The sequence below is a fragment of the Aeromonas sp. S11(2024) genome, from assembly GCF_041402345.1.
Classification (GTDB): Bacteria; Pseudomonadota; Gammaproteobacteria; order Enterobacterales; family Aeromonadaceae; genus Aeromonas; species Aeromonas veronii.
Genome location: NZ_JBGLRC010000014.1, coordinates 42,910 through 61,306, shown reverse-complemented (window position 1 = coordinate 61,306; position 18,397 = coordinate 42,910). Strand labels below are relative to the sequence as shown.

Below are 18,397 nucleotides of genomic sequence, written 5' to 3'. Positions count from 1 at the left end.
GTTGGTCTCCTTACCGCACACTGCTTTCTGGACGGGTGATATGGGCGAGCGCCTGGGTCAGCAGACGGGCCCCTTCCGAGGTCATGATGGATTCGGGATGGAACTGGAAGCCCAGCACCCGCTCATCCTGCTGCTCGATGGCCATGGGCATGCCCTGATAGTGGGCAATCACAGTCAGCTCTTCCGGTACATAGGTAGCGACTAGCGAGTGGTAGCGGGCTACCGGCAGCGGGCTCGGCAGACCGGCGAAGGCGCCGTGGCCATTGTGCTCAATCAGCGAACGCTTGCCGTGGACGATCTCGCCTGCCGCGCCGACGGTGCCGCCGTAGGCTTCGCACAGAGCCTGATGGCCGAGACAGATACCGAGGATGGGCACCTGACCACGAGCCAGCTTGATAAGGTCGATGAGGCAACCCGCCTCGTGGGGGGCGCCCGGCCCCGGCGAGAGCACCAGCACGGCGTCCCCTTCACAGGCTGCGATCTCGCTCATGATGCGGCTGGCCGGCAGGCTGTTGCGGTAGATCCGCACCGGATAACCGAGGGAGCGGAACTGATCAACGAGGTTGTAAGTAAATGAATCGAAGTTGTCGAGCAGGAAGATGTTAGTGGCTGTTGATCCGGTACTCATTGGCTCACGTCCTTATGTTGCTCCTGCTGGGCGCTCAGGGCTTGCAGAGAGGTGCCATGGCTGGCAGCGATGGCAGCTAGCACGGCGGCCGCCTTGGCACGGGTCTCGTCCGCTTCGGCTTGCGGCTTGGAGTCATAGACCACCCCGGCACCGGCCTGCACATGGGCTATGCCATCTTTGACAAACGCCGAGCGGATGACGATGCAGGTATCCATCTCGCCTGCGCCGTTGATATAGCCAACCGCGCCGCCGTAGCTGCCGCGGCGCTTGCCTTCCACCATGCGAATAAGCTCGCTGGCGCGGATCTTCGGTGCGCCGGTGAGGGTGCCCATGTTCATGCAGGCCTGATAGGCGTGCAGGGCGTCAAGATCGGAGCGCAAGGTGCCGACCACCTTGGAGACCAGGTGCATCACGTGGCTGTAGCGATCCACTTTCAGCAGCTCCTTGACGTAACGGGTACCCGGTTCCGAGATGCGGGCGATGTCGTTGCGGCCCAGATCTACCAGCATCAGGTGCTCGGCCACCTCTTTCTCGTCCTGACGCAGCTCCAGCTCGATGCGGCCATCGAGATCCCGGTTGATGCTGCCATCGGGGTTGAAGCCGCGGCGGCGGGTACCGGCGATGGGGTACATCTCCACGTCGCGGCTGGCGGCGCAGAATTTCACCGCGCTCTCCGGCGAGGCGCCAAACAGGGTGAAGCCCTCATCCTGCACGTAGAACATGTAGGGGCTGGGATTGGTCTGCTTGAGGCGGCGGTAGGCGGCCAAGGGGCTGGGGCAGGGCAGGGAGAAACAGCGGGACGGCACCACCTGGAAGATGTCGCCACGGCGGATAAAGCCCTTGAGCTTCTCCACCTCGGCGCAGAACTGCTTGTCGCTCTTGTCCACGCTCATGCCACCGGTCAGGGGCTGGGTGGTCAGCTCGGCGCTTAGAGGTTGCTGGCAAATCTGTTTAAAGTCGGTGAGCCGTTCGGTCAGGCGGGTGTATCTGTCTTCCACCAGGCTCTCGTCGCTGTCGCCGCCGAAGATGCAGGCCAGCAGTTGAGTGGTGCGCTCGATATGGTCGATGGTGATCAGGGTTTCGGCCACATAGAAGCAGTAGTCGGGGCAGTCGTTGCTCCCCTGTGGCACTTCGGGCAGATCTTCAAAAGAGGCGATGAGGTCGTAGGCAAAGCTGCCCGCCATAAAGAGGGCCTCTTTGCCGAGCTGGCAATCAAGCTCCCGCTGCAGGGTGCGCAGCACGTCCAGCACGCTGCTCCCCTTGAGGCGGGAATCTTCGTCCAGCTCCCGATCGGAGGCCGGGAAATCGAGCTGCAGCTCGTCATCTACAAGCGAACGAGCCACCACCACAGGCAAGCGCTCGGCCAGCAGGCTTTGTAACTGGGCGCCGTTATCGTTCAGGCTGCGAACCCGCACGGTGCGACCACGGCACTCGATGCGCAGGCAGGCGTCTACCAGCAGCAGGCTCTGTTTGCCCGCCTTGGAGTCGATCTCCACCGATTCCAGCAGCAGGTTGTTGGGGCGGCCCTGACAGAGGCGGGTATAGAGCGCCAGCGGATCGGCCACATAGGGGACGTTGAGCTTGAGGGTATCGAATTCACCCAGAGGAAGGCGATGTGTGGCTGTCATAGTGCGTTCCCTTGCGTGTGATGCGTGTTACCGATGTTCATGACGTTGAATTCCTTGAAAATTTAATGGGGCCGGGGTGGCTGGTTCAGGGGCGCCATCGCCAGGTCAGCTTGCTTGTCTGAATTCTCGGTTTCATCACAGGTCCATTTGCCGGATAATAAAAAAGCCCGCTGGGGTCAGCGGGCTTTTTCTTTGGGTTCTTAATTTGCTGTCAGATTACAGGTACAGCAACGACCACACGCCCGCATGTCAGGGAGTGTGCCACCACCAGATGGTCAGGATGGAAGTCGTTTGCATGATAAAGTCCTGTAAAAAGATGTTTGCAATGAAGTGCCTACAGAAAACGATAAAGCCGCGGCCAAGTCAAGTCGCTTTTTAGCCTTCTTTCACCGATTTGCCATGAATGGTGACCTGACCACGAGAGCGGAATAACCTGATGAGATTCGATCTTCACTGCCATACCACTGCCTCCGACGGGGTGCTGAGCCCAGCCGAACTGGTGCGCCGCGCCGCCGAAAAACAGGTCGAAGTGTTAGCAGTTACTGACCACGACACCCTCGCCGGGCTTGATGAGGTGCGTCGCACTATCGAAGCCGAGCAACTGCCGCTGCGACTGGTGAGCGGGGTCGAGATCTCCACCGGCTGGGAGCATCACGAAATTCATATCGTGGCGCTGGGGGTGGATGAAAAAAATCCGCAGCTGTTGGATTTTCTGGCCGGTCAGTTGGCACGCCGTGAGGCGCGCGCGCTGGAAATCGGGCGTCGTCTTGAGAAGTGCCTCATTCCTGGCACCTATGAAGAGGCCAAGGCGCTCGCCGGTGATGCTGCCGTGACCCGCGCCCACTTTGCCCGGGTGCTGGTGGCGCGCGGGGTGGCCGACAACATGCAGAAGGTATTCAAAAAGTACCTGAGCCGTGGCAATAAAGGGTATGCCCCGGCCGAGTGGCCCGAGATGAGTGAAGCCATCACCGCCATTCACGCCGCTGGTGGGCTGGCGGTGCTGGCCCACCCCAGCCGTTACGATCTCACCGCCAAGTGGATCAAGCGGCTGCTGGTGGCTTTCAAGGCGGCCGGTGGCGATGCCATGGAGGTCTCATTGCCTCAGCAGAGCCCGCAGGAGCGGGCCAATCTGGGCCAGTGGGCCAAGGATCACGACCTCTATATCTCGGTGGGATCGGATTTTCACTTCCCCTCCAACTGGACCGAGCTGGGCCGCCACCTCTGGCTGCCCAAAGAGGGGATGCCGGTCTGGTTGGCCTATCCCGGTCACTTTGGGCTCACCACCGAACAGCATGCCGAGCTGCTGGCGAGTCGCTAACGGCGCAAGCGAAATAGGGAACAAACCGGGCAAGAGGGGATTCCCATAGTGTGGCTGGCCTATCCCGGTCACTTTGGGCTCACCACCGAGCAACATGCAGAGCTGCTGGCAAGCCGGTAACGGCATCAGCGAAGCGGCCACAAACAGGTTAAGGTAGTGTCATGGGTCTTTGACCCGTGACCATACGAGCGGGCAGGTATTGCTGCCCCCATTGCGAGAACAAGCTATGAGTCAGCATTTTTACGTACATCCGGAAAACCCCCAGGCCCGTCTGATCGGTCAGGCGGTACAGATCATCCAGAACGGCGGCGTCATCGTCTATCCGACCGACTCCGGTTATGCGCTGGGTTGCCAGATGGGTGACAAGGGCGCGCTGGAGCGCATCTGCCGCATCCGTCGCCTCGACGCCAACCACGATTTCACCCTGGTGTGCCGCGATCTCTCCGAGATCTCCACCTACGCCAAAGTCGACAACAGCGCGTTTCGCCTAATCAAGAACAACACCCCGGGCGCCTACACCTTCATCTTCAAGGCAACCAAAGAGGTGCCGCGCCGCCTGATGAACGAGAAGAAGAAGAGCATCGGTATCCGGGTGCCGGACAACAAGATTGCCCAGGCACTCTTGGAAGCCCTCGGCGAGCCGCTGCTCTCCACCACATTGATCCTGCCGGAGTCAGAGATGGCTGAGTTTGACCCGGAAGAGATCTTCGACAAGCTGGGCAAGCAGATCGATCTGGTGGTCAACGGCGGCTATCTGGGCGAGCAGCCCACGACCGTGGTCGATTTCTCTGACGACGAGCCGGTATTGCGTCGTCGCGGTGCCGGAGACCCGACCCCGTTTGAGTGATGTCGCTGAACCGGTGACAGTTCCTTCCGCCGAGGCGGAGACTGGCGCCGCACTACCCATCGCGAAAGTCCTGGGGCAGCCCTATCACGAGCTGCCCCAGGACCTGTTCATCCCGCCCGATGCGCTGGAGGTGTTCCTCGATACCTTCGAGGGGCCGCTCGATCTGCTGCTCTACCTCATCCGGCGCCAGCAGCTCGATATCCTCAACCTGCCGATCCTGCAGATCACCGCCCAGTACATGGAGTACGTGGAGCTGATGCAGGGGCTTAATCTTGAGCTGGCAGCCGAATATCTGCTGATGGCGGCCTGGCTGGCGGAGATCAAATCCCGCCTGCTGCTGCCGAAGGCGCCGGAGCTGGAGGATGAAGATGAGGGGGAAGACCCGCGGGTGACGCTTATTCGCCGCCTGCAGGAGTACGAGCGTTACAAGGTAGGGGCGGAGAGGGTCAATGAGCTGCCACGGGTAGAGCGGGAGATTTATATCGCCGCTGCCTTGCCCCCCGATTTTGGTGCCCTCAAGCCACTTGCGCCCGATGTTTCGCTGGTTGAGCTCGCCCTTTACATGCAAAGTGTGGTAAAACGCGCGACTCATTTCGAACATCACCAGATCCGCCGCGAACAGATCCCGACCCGGGTACGCATGGCGGAGATCCTTGCCATGCTCACGCTGGGGCAGACCCTGCGCCTTGAGCAGGTGCTGCGCGCCGAAGAGGGGCGCATGGGGGTACTGGTGACGTTTCTGGCCCTGCTGGAGCTGTGCAAGGAGCAACTGATCTGGATCCTGCAGGCAGAACCGCTGGGACCAATTCATTTCGCATTGGCCGAGCAGAGCGAGGAGGGCAACCGTGGCGCTGCCCACTGAACGACTCAAGACCTTGATCGAAGCGGCGCTGTTCGTGGCCGGTCGTCCGCTCAATGTCAGCGAGCTGAAAAGCAGCGTGCTGGCCGATTATCCGGTGACCAGTCGCTATGTTCAGCTGCTGTTGGCCGAGATCAGGCAAGATTACAGCTCGCGAGGCGTCGAGCTCAAAGAGGTCGCCTCCGGCTGGCGCTTTCAGGCGCGTCAGGAGTATGCCGAAGAGCTCTCGCGGCTCTGGAGCGAGCGGGCGCCGCGTTATTCCCGCGCCGTGATGGAGACACTGACCCTGATCGCCTATCGCCAACCCATCACCCGGGCCGAGATCGAAGCGATCCGCGGGGTGGCGGTGTCGAGCCAGATAGTGAATACCCTGAAAGAGCGTGGCTGGGTGCGCAGCATCGGCCACAAAGAGGTGGCCGGTCGCCCCGAGCTGCTCGCCACCACCAGAGAGTTTCTGGATTACTTTAATCTGCAGAGTCTGGAGCAGCTCCCCGAGCTGGATCCTGAGCTGCAACCCCTGTTGCCCTCTGCGGTGGACGGGGAGAGCGATGCCCGGTGAATGGCGCCCAAGTGTACCGATTTCACCGAGATATACATTTTTCAACTGTGGCGAGTGCTCCAACCGGCGTTTGTTACAGTTAACCCCGTTGCCCCTTTCACCAGTGGGCAGCGATCAACAATCAGGTAACCCCGATGAGTGAAAAACTGCAAAAAGTGTTGGCCCGCGCGGGTCACGGCTCCCGTCGTGAGATGGAGGCCCTGATCACCGCAGGTCGGGTCAGTGTGGATGGCAAGGTCGCCACACTGGGGGATCGCGTCGAAGTGAACGCCGTGATCCGGGTGGATGGTCACCAGGTCAAGACCCGTGCCGCAGAGGAAGTGATCTGCCGCGTACTGGCTTACCACAAGCCGGAAGGGGAGATGTGTACCCGTCACGATCCGGAAGGTCGTCCCACCGTGTTTGATCGTCTGCCCAAGATGGAAGGTGCCCGCTGGATCGCGGTCGGCCGCCTCGACGTCAACACCTCCGGTCTGCTGCTGTTCACCACCGACGGTGAGCTGGCCAACCGCCTGATGCACCCGAGCCACGAAGTGGAGCGGGAATACGCGGTACGTGTCTTTGGCGAGATCACCGAAGCCATGTTGCAGCGTCTGCGCAAGGGCGTGCAGCTGGAAGATGGCACCGCCAAGTTCAACAAGATCAAACCGGCTGGCGGTGAGGGGCTGAACCAGTGGTTCAACGTCACCCTGACCGAAGGTCGCAACCGTGAAGTGCGCCGCCTGTGGGAATCCCAGGAAGTGCAGGTGAGCCGCCTGATGCGGATCCGCTACGGTGATGTCAAGCTGGACCGCGGCATCCCGCGCGGCGGCTGGCAAGAGCTGAAACTGCCAGAAGTGAACTACCTGCGCGGTCTGGTCAACCTGCCGCCGGAGACCGAATCCAAGGTCGATCTGCAGCAGGATGGCAAAACCAGCCGTCACAAGCAGGCCGCCCAGATCCGTCGCGCCGTGCAGCGTCACAAAGAGATGCAGGGCAAAGAGCCGCGCGCCCGCGCCACCACCGCCCGTCGCAAGCCGCAAGCCTCTACCCGCAACTCCGGCACCGGCAGCAAGTAAGCCGATAGCCCGTTGTGAACTGCGCGCCGTCAAATAGCGCACAGTCGGCCAAGCAAAGGCCCGCACCAGATGGTGCGGGCCTTTTTGTATCAACCCCCCTGGCTGGTAAAAGGGGGGTTGGTGAGACGTTGAGGGGAATTTCTGTCGTCTGTTTGCCCGCAGACTCGCCGCTGCGGTTGCTCTGCTCCGGTGAGCTTGTTAGCCTGTGCGGCTCTGATAGAGGAGTGAACGATGAGCAAGGTACTTGATGAGCTGCTGGCGTTGCTGGCGCTGGAAAAAATCGAGGAGGGCCTGTTTCGGGGCCAGAGCCAGGATCTCGGTCTGCGGGCCGTGTTTGGCGGACAGGTAATGGGGCAGGCCTTGTCAGCTGCCAAGCAGACGGTCGAGACCGGCCGTCAGGTTCACAGTTTTCACTCCTACTTCCTGCGTCCGGGGGATGTGACCCGTCCCATCGTCTATGACGTGGAGAATATCCGTGACGGCCAGACCGTCTCCACCCGCCGGGTCAAGGCGATTCAGGGCGGCAAGCCCATCTTCTATCTCAACGCCTCGTTTCAGGTGCCGGCTGATGGTTTCGAGCATCAGGCGCAGATGCCCACCGGCATCACCCCGCCGGAGGAGCTCAAGAGCGAGCTGGAGCTGGTGCGCCCCTACGAGAACCTGATCCCGGCCTCCCTGCGGGACAAGATCCTCTGCGAGCAGCCCATCGAGATGCGTCCGGTGACCTTGGTCGACCCTATTCGGCCGACGGTGCAGGATCCGGTGCGTCACGTCTGGTTCAAGGCTAACGGTCAGATGCCGGACGATCTGCGGGTGCACAAATACCTGCTGGCCTACGCCTCCGACTTCAACTTCCTGCTCACCTCGCTGCAGCCGCACGGGGTGTCGTACTGGGAGCCGGATATGCAGGTGGCCACCATCGATCACTCCATGTGGTTCCACCGGGATTTCCGCTTCGACGACTGGCTGCTCTACGTGGTAGACAGCCCGAGCGCCAGCAGCGGTCGCGGTCTGGTGCGCGGCCAGTTCTTTACCCGTGATGGAGTGCTGGTGGCGAGCACCATGCAGGAGGGGGTGATCCGCCGTCGCGGCAGTTAAGGCCTCAAAGCGGATAGCAAAACGGGGTAGCTTGGGCCACCCCGTTTTCGTTGCTGCGATGTGGGCGGGCGCTGCGGGATCAGCCGCCGCGCTGGTACTTGAAGCGCTTCTTGCGCCGGTAGGGATAGACATCCTCGAACACCCCCACCTTGATGTTGCTCTGCAGCATCTTCCAGTAGTTGGCGTCGAACATCTCCTTGTGCAGTTGCAGCATGATCTCGCGCACCTGTGGCTTTTGCAGCAGGAAGGTGGCGAACTCCTCGGGGAAGATGTCGTTGGGGGCCACCGAGTACCAGGGCTCGGCGCTCCACTCATCCTCGGGGTAGCGAGGCGGCGGGATCTGGCGGAAGTTGCACTCCGTCATGTAGCAGATCTCGTCGTAGTCGTAGAAGACCACCCGGCCGTGGCGGGTGACGCCAAAGTTCTTGAACAGCATGTCCCCCGGGAAGATGTTGGCCGCCGCCAGCTGCTTGATGGCGTTGCCGTACTCCTCCAGCGCGAGGCGGGTCTGCTGCTCGTCCGCCTTGTCCAGATAGAGGTTGAGCGGGATCATCTTGCGCTCGGTGTAGAGGTGCTTGATCACCAGCTTGTCGTCGCTGATGGTGAGTGCCGAGGGGGCCACCGTCTTGAGTTCGGCAAGGAGTTCGGGCGAGATTCGGTCCAGCGGAAACTCGAAGTTGGTGAACTCCTGGGTATCGGCCATGCGGCCAACCCGGTCGTGCTGTTTTACCAGCCGGTATTTCGCCTTCACCTGCTCGTGGCTCACATCCTTGGGGGGCGTGAACTCGTCTTTTATCACCTTGAACACCACATCGTAGGAGGGGAGGGTAAACACGCTCATCACCATCCCCTTGATGCCCGGCGCAATGATGAACTGATCCCGACTCTGGGCCAGATGATGGCGGTAGTGACGATAGAGCTCGGTCTTGCCGTGCTTTTGGCAGCCGATGGCGTTGTAGATCTCGTAATCGGGCTTGTGGGGCATGATCTGGCGCAGGAAGGCGACAAACAGCGCCGGTTCACGGGCATAGACCATAAAGTAGGCGCGGGCGAAGCCAAACACGATGGAGGCGAGATCCGGCTCGAAGATCACCGTGTCCACATAGATGCTGTGGCCGGTGCTGAGCAGGGGCAGGATAAAGGGGAAGACCTGATCCCGGGCCCGGATCAGCCCCACCAGATAGGCCCCTTTGTTGCGGTAGAACACCTCTTTCAAGAGTTCGATGGCAAACGGTTCATCATGGAGTATTTGTGGGCCGTTCTCCGCAAGATGGCGGTGGATGTCGACAATATCCCGCTGCTTGTCCTCGTAGGGGAGGGTGAAGCTGTAATCCCCCAAAAGCTGGCTCAGGGTCTGCGGCAGGTGGGCCAGATCGGTGCGATAGATGCGCAGCAGGGCGCTCAGGTCCGGTTTTTCGCCACGGCTGACAAAGGGGTGGATATAGAGGTTTTCGTCGCGGATATTGCGATGGCGAAAGATCCGGCGATAGACGGAGTTGAAGAAGGACTCCGCCACCTCGAAGTTGTCACAACGGGGCAGCAGATCGCTGAAGGCGCTCTTGACCCGCTTGAGCAGCTCCTGGGTGGCGTGGTGCTCCCCCATCATCTGGCGGATGGAGCTGGCGGTGGCCCCCACATGGTGGTCATAGAGGCGAATACGCTCGCGCCCGGCGAGCTGCACCCCCAGCCAGTCACTGTTCTCGAAGCGGCTCTTGCTGCCCTGGGTTATCTCGAGAAACCGGCTGTAAAACGACTCGAACCGTTGCAAGATGGTCTCGGCGACGGCCTGTTCCAATGGCTGCTGCATCTCTCTCTTCCTTGTGATCTGTCGGGCCGATAGCGCGAAGGATTGGGTGTAATTTGTTCACACGTCAGGCCACTATCGCAACATTCAAACGTCTGTTCAAGTGGCAATTTTCGGGGATAAACGGTAGATTGCGCCCCTGTTTTGGTGATGGTTTAGCGACTGTTTGCTGTCTGTTTGAGAGGCCGTCCGGCCTGTGAGGAAACCCGATGAAGCTCTATTTTGTCCTGGTGGCACCTGCCCGACCTGCGAACGTGGGGGCGGCTGCCCGCGCCATGAAAACCATGGGATTCGATGCCATGCGACTGGTGGCTAGCCGGGTACACGAAGAAGAGGAGGCGAGCTGGGTGGCCCACGGCGCCCAGGAGATCCTGGCTCAGGCCGAGGCGTTCGAGACTTTGCCCGAGGCGCTGGCGGACATGGATCTGGTGATCGCCACCACTGCCCGTGAGCGCGGTCGCTACCAGCACTACCTCACCCCGGGGGAGATCCGCGAGCAGATCCGCAGCAAACCTTCACTCAACAAGGTGGCCATCGTCTTTGGCTGCGAGGAGTCGGGACTCTCCAACGAGCAGCTGGCCGAGGTCGATCTCATCAGCTATCTGCCCCTCAAGGTGAGCTACCCCTCCCTCAATCTGGGGCAGGCGATCATGCTCTACGCCTACGAGATGAGTCAGCTGATGGATGAGCTCAATGCCGACGGCGGCGCGGCAGTAGCAGAAAATTTTGATAACGCCGGGCAGGTTCGGGTGCTTAAATGCAAAACAGCAGAATTGCTGGGTGAACTCGGAGTTTCGCAGGATGAAAAACTGCATCAGTGGGTGATGGACCGGGTACCCATGCTGCCGCAGCGGGATTTGAACATGCTCCACCTGCTCTGCAAAGACCTTGCGCGCAAACTTGGCAAAGAGGTTTAAGTTGACAGCCTATCGCCCGCCGCGGTATTGCTAAAAGCCAGCTTCGTCAACGAGTGTTCGTCATGCAGTTATTCACCAACGTCATCACCACCACCATTATTACCGGTACCACCACAGGTGGCACTGGGGCCGGTTGATGCGCTGACGAACAAGCACAGAAATCAGAAAAGGCCCGTACCCACCCAGTACGGGCCTTTTTGTTGGATTGGTTTTTAGATTGAATTTCATAGATTTACAGGGAGAGAAAGCGATGAGAGTGTTGAAATTTGGCGGGTCTTCACTGGCCGATGCAGAGCGTTTTTTACGGGTGGCCGATATCGCGGTCAACACCCACGGCCAATCTCAGGTAGCCCTGGTGCTGTCTGCACCTGCCAAGGTGACCAATCATCTGGTGGCGCTGGTGGAACAGACCAGTCGCGGCATGGATGCCAGTTCCACCCTGTTTGAAGTCAACGGCATCTTCTCCCGCCTGCTGGCCGGGTTGAAGGCGGCCTATCCGGCGCTCGATGACAAGGCGCTGCTGGCCCGTCTCACCGCCGAGCTGGATCAGGTGGAGCGGCTGATGCAGGGCATCCGTCTGCTGGGCCTCTGCCCGGACAACGTGCAGGCGCGCATTCTGAGCCGTGGCGAGAACCTCTCCATCGCCTTTATGCACGAGCTGCTGCGGGTGCGCGGTCTGGATCTGGAGCTGATCGTACCGGAAGAGCTGCTGGTCACCGACGGCGGCTATCTGGAAGCCCATGTCGATATCGAAGCCTCCCGCCTGCGCTTTGCCGCCAAGGGTCTGCGTAGCGATTGCCTCTACCTGATGCCGGGCTTTACCGGTGGCAGCGACAAGGGTGAGACCGTGCTGCTGGGTCGTAACGGCTCCGACTACTCCGCAGCCGTATTGGCCGCCTGTGTCGATGCCGAGTGCTGCGAGATCTGGACTGACGTCGAAGGCTGCTACAGCTGTGACCCCCGTCTGGTACCGGATGCCTACCTGCTGAAAACCCTCTCCTACAAGGAGGCGATGGAGCTCTCCTACTTCGGCGCCAAGGTGCTGCACCCGAAAACCATCGCGCCGGTGGCCCAGTTCCATATTCCCTGCCTCATCAAGAACAGCTTCAACCCGCAAGGGCCGGGCACCCTGATTGGTCCCGAGAGCGGCGATGATGACCTGAAAGTGAAGGCCATCTCGGATCTCTCCGGCATGTGCATGTTCAACGTCTCCGGCCCCGGCATGAAGGGGATGGTCGGCATGGCCGGTCGTATCTTCTCAGCCGTCTCCCGCGCCGGGGTCAGTATCGTGCTGATCACCCAGTCATCTTCCGAGTACAGCGTCAGCTTCTGTATCCACAGCTACGACCAGGATAAGACTCGCAAGGTGCTGGAGCGCGAGTTCGAGCTCGAATTCAAAAACCAGCTGCTGGAGCCGCTGGATATCATCAGCGATCTGGCGATCATCTCCCTCATCGGTGACGGAATGCGCACCAGCAAGGGGATGGCGGCCCGCTTCTTCACCTCGCTGGCACAAGCCTCCATCAATATCGTCGCCATCGCGCAGGGGTCGAGCGAGCGCTCCATCTCCGCGGTGGTGCGGGATCGCAAGGTGGCGGAAGCCATCAAGGCGTGCCACCAGAACTTCTTTGGCAGCCAGCAGTTTATCGATCTCTTTGTGGTCGGGGTCGGCGGCGTCGGTGCCGCGCTGGTGGATCAGATTGCCCGCCAGCAGCCGGTACTGGCCGAGCAGGGCACTGGCCTTCGCGTGGTCGGCATCGCCAACAGCCGCCAGATGGCGGTCAACAAGGATGGCTTGAACCTCGCCAACTGGCGCGAACAGCTGGTGGAAGCCCGCGACAGCTTCTCGCTGGAAGGGGTGAAAAAGCTGGTGGAAGATAGCCACATCATCAACCCGGTGATCGTTGACTGCACCTCCTCCGAGGCAGTAGCCGTCCAGTATGCCGACTTCCTCGCCGCCGGTTTCCATGTGGTTACCCCGAACAAGAAGGCCAACACCGGCTCGCTCGATTACTACAAGGCGCTGCGCCGCACTGCCCGCCAGACTCGCCGCAAGTTCCTGTACGAGACCAACGTCGGTGCGGGCCTGCCGGTTATCGAGAACCTGCAGAACCTTATCAAGGCCGGTGACAAGCTGCGTGCCTTCGATGGCATTCTCTCCGGTTCCCTCTCCTTTATCTTCGGCAAGCTGGACGAGGGGATGGCCTTCTCCGAGGCGACCAAAATCGCCCGCAGCAACGGCTTTACCGAGCCGGATCCCCGCGATGATCTCAACGGTATGGATGTGGCGCGCAAGCTGCTCATTCTGGCTCGTGAAGCCGGCATGGCGCTGGAGCTCTCCGATGTGGAAGTGGAGCAGGCGCTGCCGCCGGGCTTTGACGCCAGCGGCGATGTAGAAGCCTTTATGGCTCGCCTGCCGGAGGCTGACGGCTGGTTCCGCGACCAGTTCGCAGCCGCGCAAGCTCAGGGCAAGGTGCTGCGCTATGTGGGCTCCATCGAAGGTGGCAAGTGCAAGGTCGCCATCAAGGCGGTCGGCGCCGACGAGCCGCTGTTCAAGGTCAAAGACGGGGAGAACGCACTCGCCTTCTTCTCCACCTACTACCAGCCGATCCCGCTGGTGCTGCGCGGCTATGGCGCCGGTACCGAAGTGACCGCGGCGGGCGTCTTTGCCGACGTGCTGCGCACCCAGAACTGGAAGCAGGAGCTATAAGCATGAGTTCAGAGATGAACCCCTATATGGCGGAAGGCGCCATGGGTAATGACAGAAGCGTGGTCGCCTACGCGCCTGCCTCCAGCGCCAACCTGAGCGTGGGATTCGATGTACTGGGGGCGGCGCTCGCCCCCGTTGATGGTTCCCTGCTCGGCGATCGGGTGCAGGTGAAAGGGGCAGATGTGCCGTTCGCCCTCTCTGCCGTGGGCCGCTACGCCCACAAGCTGCCGGACGATCCGAAAAAGAATATCCTCTACGACTGCTGGGTCGCCTATGGCGAGGCGCTGGAGAAGCGCGGCCTTGGCCTCAAGCCGCTCGAAATGGTGCTGGAGAAGAACCTGCCGGTCGGCTCGGGTTTGGGCTCCAGCGCTTGCAGCGTGGTGGCGGCGCTGGAGGGCCTCAACGCCTTTCACGGCGCGCCGCTCAATGAACACGACCTGCTGCTGCTGATGGGGGAGATGGAAGGCAAAATCTCCGGCTCCGTTCACTACGACAACGTGGCCCCCTGCTATCTGGGCGGCATGCAGCTGGTGCTGGAAGAGCACGGCGTTATCAGTCAGGGTATTCCGGTGTTCGATCAGTGGTACTGGGTGGTCTGCTACCCGGGTACCGTGGTTTCGACCGCTGCTGCCCGCGCCATTTTGCCGGCCCAATATCGCCGTCAGGATTGCCTCACCTATGGCCGTCGCCTGGCTGCCTTTGTCCACGCCAGCTACACCGGGCAGGAGGGGCTGGCGGCGAGCGTCTTGAAAGACGTGATTGCCGAGCCCTACCGCGCGGCGCTGATCGAAGGCTTTGCCGAGGTGCGGGCGCAGGCGGCCCAGAACGGGGCGCTGGCCACCGGCATCTCCGGCTCCGGCCCCACCGTGTTTGTGGTGATGAAGGATCTGGCGCAGGCCGAGCGGATGAAGGATTGGATGGAAGCACATTTCGTGCAGAACGAAGATGGATTTGCCCGGGTCTGCAAACTGGACATGGCCGGGGCACGGGTAACAGGAAGCGAGCTATGAATCTCTACAACATCAAGGACAACAGCGAACAGGTGAGCTTCGCGCAGGCGGTGCGTCAGGGCTTGGGTCGCGAACAGGGGCTCTTCTTCCCCGAACAACTCGAACCGCTCGCCGATGTGGATGCCCTGCTGGATCTGCCGCTGGCCGAACGCTCTGCCCGCATCCTGAGCCACCTGCTGGGGGACGAAGTGCCCGCCGCCAAGGTGAGCGAGCTTGTCAACGCCGCCTTCACCTTCCCGGCGCCGCTGGTGAAGCTCAAGGACAACACCTATGCCCTCGAACTGTTCCACGGCCCGACTCTGGCGTTCAAGGATTTCGGCGGCCGCTTTATGGCCCAGTGCCTCGCGGCGTTTAGAACCGTCTCTGCCGAAAAGAGTGACAAGATCACCATCCTCACCGCCACCTCCGGCGATACCGGCGCCGCCGTGGCCCACGCCTTCTACGGGCTGGAGGGGATCGAGGTGGTGATCCTCTATCCCAAGGGCAAGATAAGCCCCTTGCAGGAGAAGCTCTTCTGCACCCTCGGCGGCAATATCCGCACCATCGCCATCGACGGCGACTTCGATGCCTGTCAGGCGCTGGTAAAACAGGCCTTTGACGACGAGGCGCTGAAAAAGGCCATTGGCCTCAACTCCGCCAACTCCATCAATATCAGCCGTCTGTTGGCGCAGGTTTGCTACTACTTCGAAGCGGTGGCCCAGTTGCCCAAAGCCTCCCGCGCCAAGGCGGTGATCAGCGTGCCGTCCGGCAACTTTGGCAACCTCACCGCAGGCTTGATTGCCAAGGCGCTGGGGCTGCCGGTGAAGCGCTTTATCGCCGCCACCAACGCCAACGATACCGTGCCGCGCTACCTGAAAACCGGTCAGTGGGAGCCGCACCAGACAGTGGCAACCCTGTCGAACGCCATGGATGTGAGCCGCCCCAACAACTGGCCGCGAGTGGAAGAGCTCTGCCGTCGCAAGGGTTGGGCGCTGGAGACCCTGGGTTCTGGCATGCGTAACGACGCCCAGACTCGCGATGCCCTTAAGTGTTTGCACCAGCAGGATTACCTCTGCGAGCCTCACGGCGCCATTGCCTGGGATCTGCTGGGGGAACAGCTGGCCGAGGACGAAGTGGGGGTGTTCCTCTGCACCGCCCATCCAGCCAAGTTCAAGGAGTCGGTGGACGAGATCCTGAATCTCGATGTGCCGCTGCCCGGCCCGCTCGCCAAACACGCCGAACTGCCGCTGCTCTCTGTTAATTTGCCTGCGGAGTTTGCCCGGTTAAGGGCGTTTTTGGTGGGTTAAGCTGCTGAGCTGAGATAATCGATAGAAATAAAAATCCCCCGGTAAACGGGGGATTTTTTTACATAGATAGATTGGTTTTAAACATGTTTTGAGATTTTTTAATTAAATTGGGGTAAGAAATACTACGCCCACAACCTTACGGTATTTGAAGAATACCATACAATATCATTTTCTGTGCTTATTAGTAAAAAAATCATTTCCTCTAAAAAAACCAGCAAAAACTCTTCCAAAATTAGCTTGCAGCCGAGAGGGTAATTCTGACTGGATATATGAAGTTCAGTTTCTTTATTATGAACTATCGAACATCTAGTTTGATATGTGACTCTTGATATAAAATCACAGAAGCTTCCTTCTGTAATAGCATTCATATCTTTAATTGTTAGTGATCTTAAAAAGTTATCAATTTCGCCTTGATTCGCATGGTTATGTGTTAAAAAATCTACCCACAGTTGATGAGAATATACTTTGAAAGTATTATTTCCAAATCGCATGTTAAATACACGTTTAAATAACTTGTTCAATGCTCTTGATTCATCAACATCGACAGACTTATAAAGTCGCTTGAAGTCTCTTATTGAAAACATCGAGCCAGGTGTAGATCTTTCAAGGCTGACTATTGGCTCCTTGAACATAAAGTTTTCTATTACATGGAATATTGAAAGATATTTCGATAGAACATCACTCCTATTATTGTATTCGCCTAGTATACCTATTACATCCATAAATTGGAGGTATTTTTGACTTGGACAATATAGATTCAATGAAGAGTTAGATGGTTTTTTTGAATAAATTGGCGAGGGTATTATCTCAAGTCCAGATGAAGCCATGTGAATTTTTAATAAGGCTAAAATGTTTTCCTTGGTAACGCCGTTGTCATGATGTCTTTTTGAATAAAACAGCAATTGCTGTGAATTAATAAAATCAATGCTCGCGGCTGCCATCAGTAATGAGTACCAACACTCAATATTTGTATTAGTATTGACTAATTCATTAACTGACTCTTTTGAAGAGGGGGAGAACCAAGCAACTGTTTTCTCTATATCTAATACATTGGATATATAGGCGGATATATTGAAATTCTGCTGCGTCTCAGTATGCCAAAGTTCTAATGCAACATTCTCATCCGGGATTACTGAGCTATTATGAAAAATATTTTCCGATATGGTTATTATATAATCCATTTTGAATGAGTTAAGACCTGGATAGGTTTGGAATTTATCATGAAAATCAGAAATTAGTTGTTTTAATAAATCGTAATCATCATATATTGATAATTCTCTCTTACATTTGGCTAGCTCCCTTTTTTCTTTGGAAAGCTTTTCTGTTAGGTCATCGAATAAGTTCTTATCCTCATCCCCAAGCAAATTCCAATATGCTTCCATCTGCTCAACGTTCTCGCATAGCTGATGGAGCTCCTCTAGCAGGAGACAGTATAAGGCATCAACTTTTTTCATTCGAATACCCCTGAAAATACACGATCCCAATCAATAGGATTATCCATGTTACTTTCTAGAAAGTCAGATAAAGCATCATAGATATTTTTCTTATTGACATTTCCAATGTTTACTTTAGATAGATCAACATTGTTTCTGCAGCGCTCGTAATCTTCTAGGTTTAATTTCTGAAAGTTTGCACAGAGAGAATTAATTAAAAATGACAAGTCTTGCTCAGTTTTTGATTTTTTTCCTAATGCAGCAAAGACCGATACCAATGATACTTCTCTACCTATCCATTGAACACCTATATCATTAAAACATTCGTCTGCCGCTTTGTCTAATTTATATATTGATTGGATGAATAGCTCTAAGAATGAATATGTGAACAACGTGGACAACTCATCTAGCTTTGTCTCATCATCTTGTATTTTTGAAATGAAGTTGGTATTTGTTGATATAGGTTTGCATTCAATATAGGAGATTAGAGAGGATATTAAGTGAGAGAAATGATAGATTCCAACCTCACGTGTTTTGCTAAACTCGGCACTTGATATGTTTTTTTCCCTTACAATTCTCACATCGCCGGATTTAACCCCCTCAAAAATTGGTAATAGATTTTGGAATAATAACTCAAGTTGATGTTTTATATTGACAGGTTTATGTCCTGCATTTAGTACTAACATCTTTCTTACTTCATCATCCGGTGATAAACCACTCCATATTTCAAACCACTGGTAGTTATCAACAAAACAACTATTTAGTTCATCGCCACCATGTTTCTCATAATAATCTTTTATTGCAATGAAAATGTTTCCTGATGAGCCTATCTCAGATAATTCATTTCTAAACATTCTTTTTATTTGAAAGTCGCTAATATCACTGGTTATGTATGCTTTCTTTTCCAAAAAAAGATTTTTGGTCTCAAAAATAACCTTTAATCTATGTGTTCGCTGTAAACCATCCAATATCTTAAAATCTCTAACATAACCATTTTCAATGCTTTCCGCGCTCTCATCTGTTATGAGAGTGATAGATGGTATATGCCCTTTATTTAATACGGTGTATACAAGTCTATCTAGGTATGAGTTATTTACAATAGATCGTTGTATTTCATAATCGTCATAATTATTAGGGATGTGTGATATATAGTTTTCCAGCGATGAGCGCAATAGAAAACAAGTGCTGTTCTTTTCACTTTTCTTGTCTAGAATTTTGAATTTCATATCTTTACCAATATAA

At 57.0% G+C, this 18,397-nt stretch carries 15 protein-coding genes; 10 read left to right on the top strand and 5 right to left on the bottom strand.

The window, feature by feature from the left end:
- Positions 1–10: 10 nt before the first annotated feature.
- Positions 11–628 carry an aminodeoxychorismate/anthranilate synthase component II gene (locus tag ACB040_RS13015; RefSeq protein WP_013723977.1) on the bottom strand — a complete coding sequence of 206 codons (618 nt, stop codon included), beginning with the start codon at positions 626–628 and terminating at the stop codon, positions 11–13.
- Positions 625–2,256: an anthranilate synthase component 1 gene (locus tag ACB040_RS13010; RefSeq protein ID WP_371155093.1), complete on the bottom strand. Its 1,632-nt coding sequence runs from the start codon at positions 2,254–2,256 to the stop codon at positions 625–627. Before ACB040_RS13010 ends, ACB040_RS13015 begins: the two co-directional genes overlap by 4 nt.
- 436 nt (positions 2,257–2,692) lie before the next feature.
- On the opposite strand from ACB040_RS13010, the gene ACB040_RS13005 reads away from it, so the two are divergent.
- The 6 genes from ACB040_RS13005 (at position 2,693) to tesB (ending at position 7,995) form a co-directional block, all read left to right on the top strand.
- A complete protein-coding gene (locus ACB040_RS13005; protein ID WP_150390479.1) occupies positions 2,693–3,574 on the top strand; it encodes a PHP domain-containing protein in 882 nt (293 codons plus the stop codon).
- A 226-nt stretch (positions 3,575–3,800) separates the two neighbouring features.
- On the top strand, positions 3,801–4,421 hold the full coding sequence (locus ACB040_RS13000) for an L-threonylcarbamoyladenylate synthase (protein ID WP_021231208.1): 621 nt from the start codon (positions 3,801–3,803) through the stop codon (positions 4,419–4,421).
- A complete protein-coding gene (locus ACB040_RS12995) occupies positions 4,414–5,283 on the top strand; it encodes a ScpA family protein (protein ID WP_371155090.1) in 870 nt (289 codons plus the stop codon). The genes ACB040_RS13000 and ACB040_RS12995 overlap by 8 nt, the downstream gene beginning before the upstream one ends.
- The gene (gene scpB / locus ACB040_RS12990; RefSeq protein WP_005350230.1) at positions 5,267–5,839 is read left to right on the top strand and encodes an SMC-Scp complex subunit ScpB; all 573 of its coding nucleotides are present in this window, start codon (positions 5,267–5,269) and stop codon (positions 5,837–5,839) included. Before ACB040_RS12995 ends, scpB begins: the two co-directional genes overlap by 17 nt.
- A 134-nt stretch (positions 5,840–5,973) precedes the next feature.
- The gene (gene rluB, locus ACB040_RS12985) at positions 5,974–6,897 is read left to right on the top strand and encodes a 23S rRNA pseudouridine(2605) synthase RluB (RefSeq protein ID WP_005347347.1); all 924 of its coding nucleotides are present in this window, start codon (positions 5,974–5,976) and stop codon (positions 6,895–6,897) included.
- 231 nt (positions 6,898–7,128) lie between these two features.
- Complete coding sequence (gene tesB, locus ACB040_RS12980; RefSeq protein ID WP_005338122.1) at positions 7,129–7,995, top strand: acyl-CoA thioesterase II; 867 nt, start codon at positions 7,129–7,131, stop codon at positions 7,993–7,995.
- A gap of 79 nt (positions 7,996–8,074) precedes the next feature.
- Here tesB and aceK read toward each other — a convergent pair whose 3' ends face one another.
- Positions 8,075–9,802, bottom strand: coding sequence for a bifunctional isocitrate dehydrogenase kinase/phosphatase (aceK, locus tag ACB040_RS12975; RefSeq protein ID WP_058059117.1), 1,728 nt, complete (start codon positions 9,800–9,802; stop codon positions 8,075–8,077).
- A gap of 206 nt (positions 9,803–10,008) precedes the next feature.
- Here aceK and ACB040_RS12970 point away from each other — a divergent pair, with 206 nt between their 5' ends.
- From ACB040_RS12970 to thrC, 4 genes are all read left to right on the top strand, one after another.
- Complete coding sequence (locus ACB040_RS12970; RefSeq protein WP_371155087.1) at positions 10,009–10,716, top strand: tRNA/rRNA methyltransferase; 708 nt, start codon at positions 10,009–10,011, stop codon at positions 10,714–10,716.
- 250 nt (positions 10,717–10,966) lie between these two features.
- Positions 10,967–13,426 carry a bifunctional aspartate kinase/homoserine dehydrogenase I gene (gene thrA, locus ACB040_RS12965; RefSeq protein ID WP_371155085.1) on the top strand — a complete coding sequence of 820 codons (2,460 nt, stop codon included), beginning with the start codon at positions 10,967–10,969 and terminating at the stop codon, positions 13,424–13,426.
- 2 nt (positions 13,427–13,428) lie between these two features.
- Positions 13,429–14,436 carry a homoserine kinase gene (gene thrB / locus ACB040_RS12960; RefSeq protein WP_371155083.1) on the top strand — a complete coding sequence of 336 codons (1,008 nt, stop codon included), beginning with the start codon at positions 13,429–13,431 and terminating at the stop codon, positions 14,434–14,436.
- The gene (thrC, locus tag ACB040_RS12955) at positions 14,433–15,722 is read left to right on the top strand and encodes a threonine synthase (RefSeq protein ID WP_371155081.1); all 1,290 of its coding nucleotides are present in this window, start codon (positions 14,433–14,435) and stop codon (positions 15,720–15,722) included. The genes thrB and thrC overlap by 4 nt, the downstream gene beginning before the upstream one ends.
- Positions 15,723–15,844: 122 nt before the next feature.
- On the opposite strand, the gene ACB040_RS12950 is transcribed toward thrC, so the two are convergent.
- Together ACB040_RS12950 and ACB040_RS12945 are read right to left on the bottom strand one after the other, a co-directional pair.
- Positions 15,845–17,176: a hypothetical protein gene (locus ACB040_RS12950; RefSeq protein ID WP_371155079.1), complete on the bottom strand. Its 1,332-nt coding sequence runs from the start codon at positions 17,174–17,176 to the stop codon at positions 15,845–15,847.
- Positions 17,173–18,381 (bottom strand): hypothetical protein, encoded by a 1,209-nt coding sequence (locus ACB040_RS12945; RefSeq protein WP_371155077.1) that lies wholly within the window; start codon positions 18,379–18,381, stop codon positions 17,173–17,175. The genes ACB040_RS12950 and ACB040_RS12945 overlap by 4 nt, the downstream gene beginning before the upstream one ends.
- Positions 18,382–18,397: the final 16 nt, after the last annotated feature.

Excerpts from the sequence above, each read along its gene's own strand:
- ACB040_RS13015 (WP_013723977.1), bottom strand. The coding sequence starts at position 628 with ATGAGTACCGGATCAACAGCCACTAACATCTTCCTGCTCGACAACTTC.
- ACB040_RS13010 (WP_371155093.1), bottom strand. The coding sequence starts at position 2,256 with ATGACAGCCACACATCGCCTTCCTCTGGGTGAATTCGATACCCTCAAG.
- ACB040_RS13005 (WP_150390479.1), top strand. The coding sequence starts at position 2,693 with ATGAGATTCGATCTTCACTGCCATACCACTGCCTCCGACGGGGTGCTG.
- ACB040_RS13000 (WP_021231208.1), top strand. The coding sequence starts at position 3,801 with ATGAGTCAGCATTTTTACGTACATCCGGAAAACCCCCAGGCCCGTCTG.
- rluB (WP_005347347.1), top strand. The coding sequence starts at position 5,974 with ATGAGTGAAAAACTGCAAAAAGTGTTGGCCCGCGCGGGTCACGGCTCC.
- tesB (WP_005338122.1), top strand. The coding sequence starts at position 7,129 with ATGAGCAAGGTACTTGATGAGCTGCTGGCGTTGCTGGCGCTGGAAAAA.
- aceK (WP_058059117.1), bottom strand. The coding sequence starts at position 9,802 with ATGCAGCAGCCATTGGAACAGGCCGTCGCCGAGACCATCTTGCAACGG.
- ACB040_RS12970 (WP_371155087.1), top strand. The coding sequence starts at position 10,009 with ATGAAGCTCTATTTTGTCCTGGTGGCACCTGCCCGACCTGCGAACGTG.
- thrA (WP_371155085.1), top strand. The coding sequence starts at position 10,967 with ATGAGAGTGTTGAAATTTGGCGGGTCTTCACTGGCCGATGCAGAGCGT.
- thrB (WP_371155083.1), top strand. The coding sequence starts at position 13,429 with ATGAGTTCAGAGATGAACCCCTATATGGCGGAAGGCGCCATGGGTAAT.
- thrC (WP_371155081.1), top strand. The coding sequence starts at position 14,433 with ATGAATCTCTACAACATCAAGGACAACAGCGAACAGGTGAGCTTCGCG.
- ACB040_RS12950 (WP_371155079.1), bottom strand. The coding sequence starts at position 17,176 with ATGAAAAAAGTTGATGCCTTATACTGTCTCCTGCTAGAGGAGCTCCAT.
- ACB040_RS12945 (WP_371155077.1), bottom strand. The coding sequence starts at position 18,381 with ATGAAATTCAAAATTCTAGACAAGAAAAGTGAAAAGAACAGCACTTGT.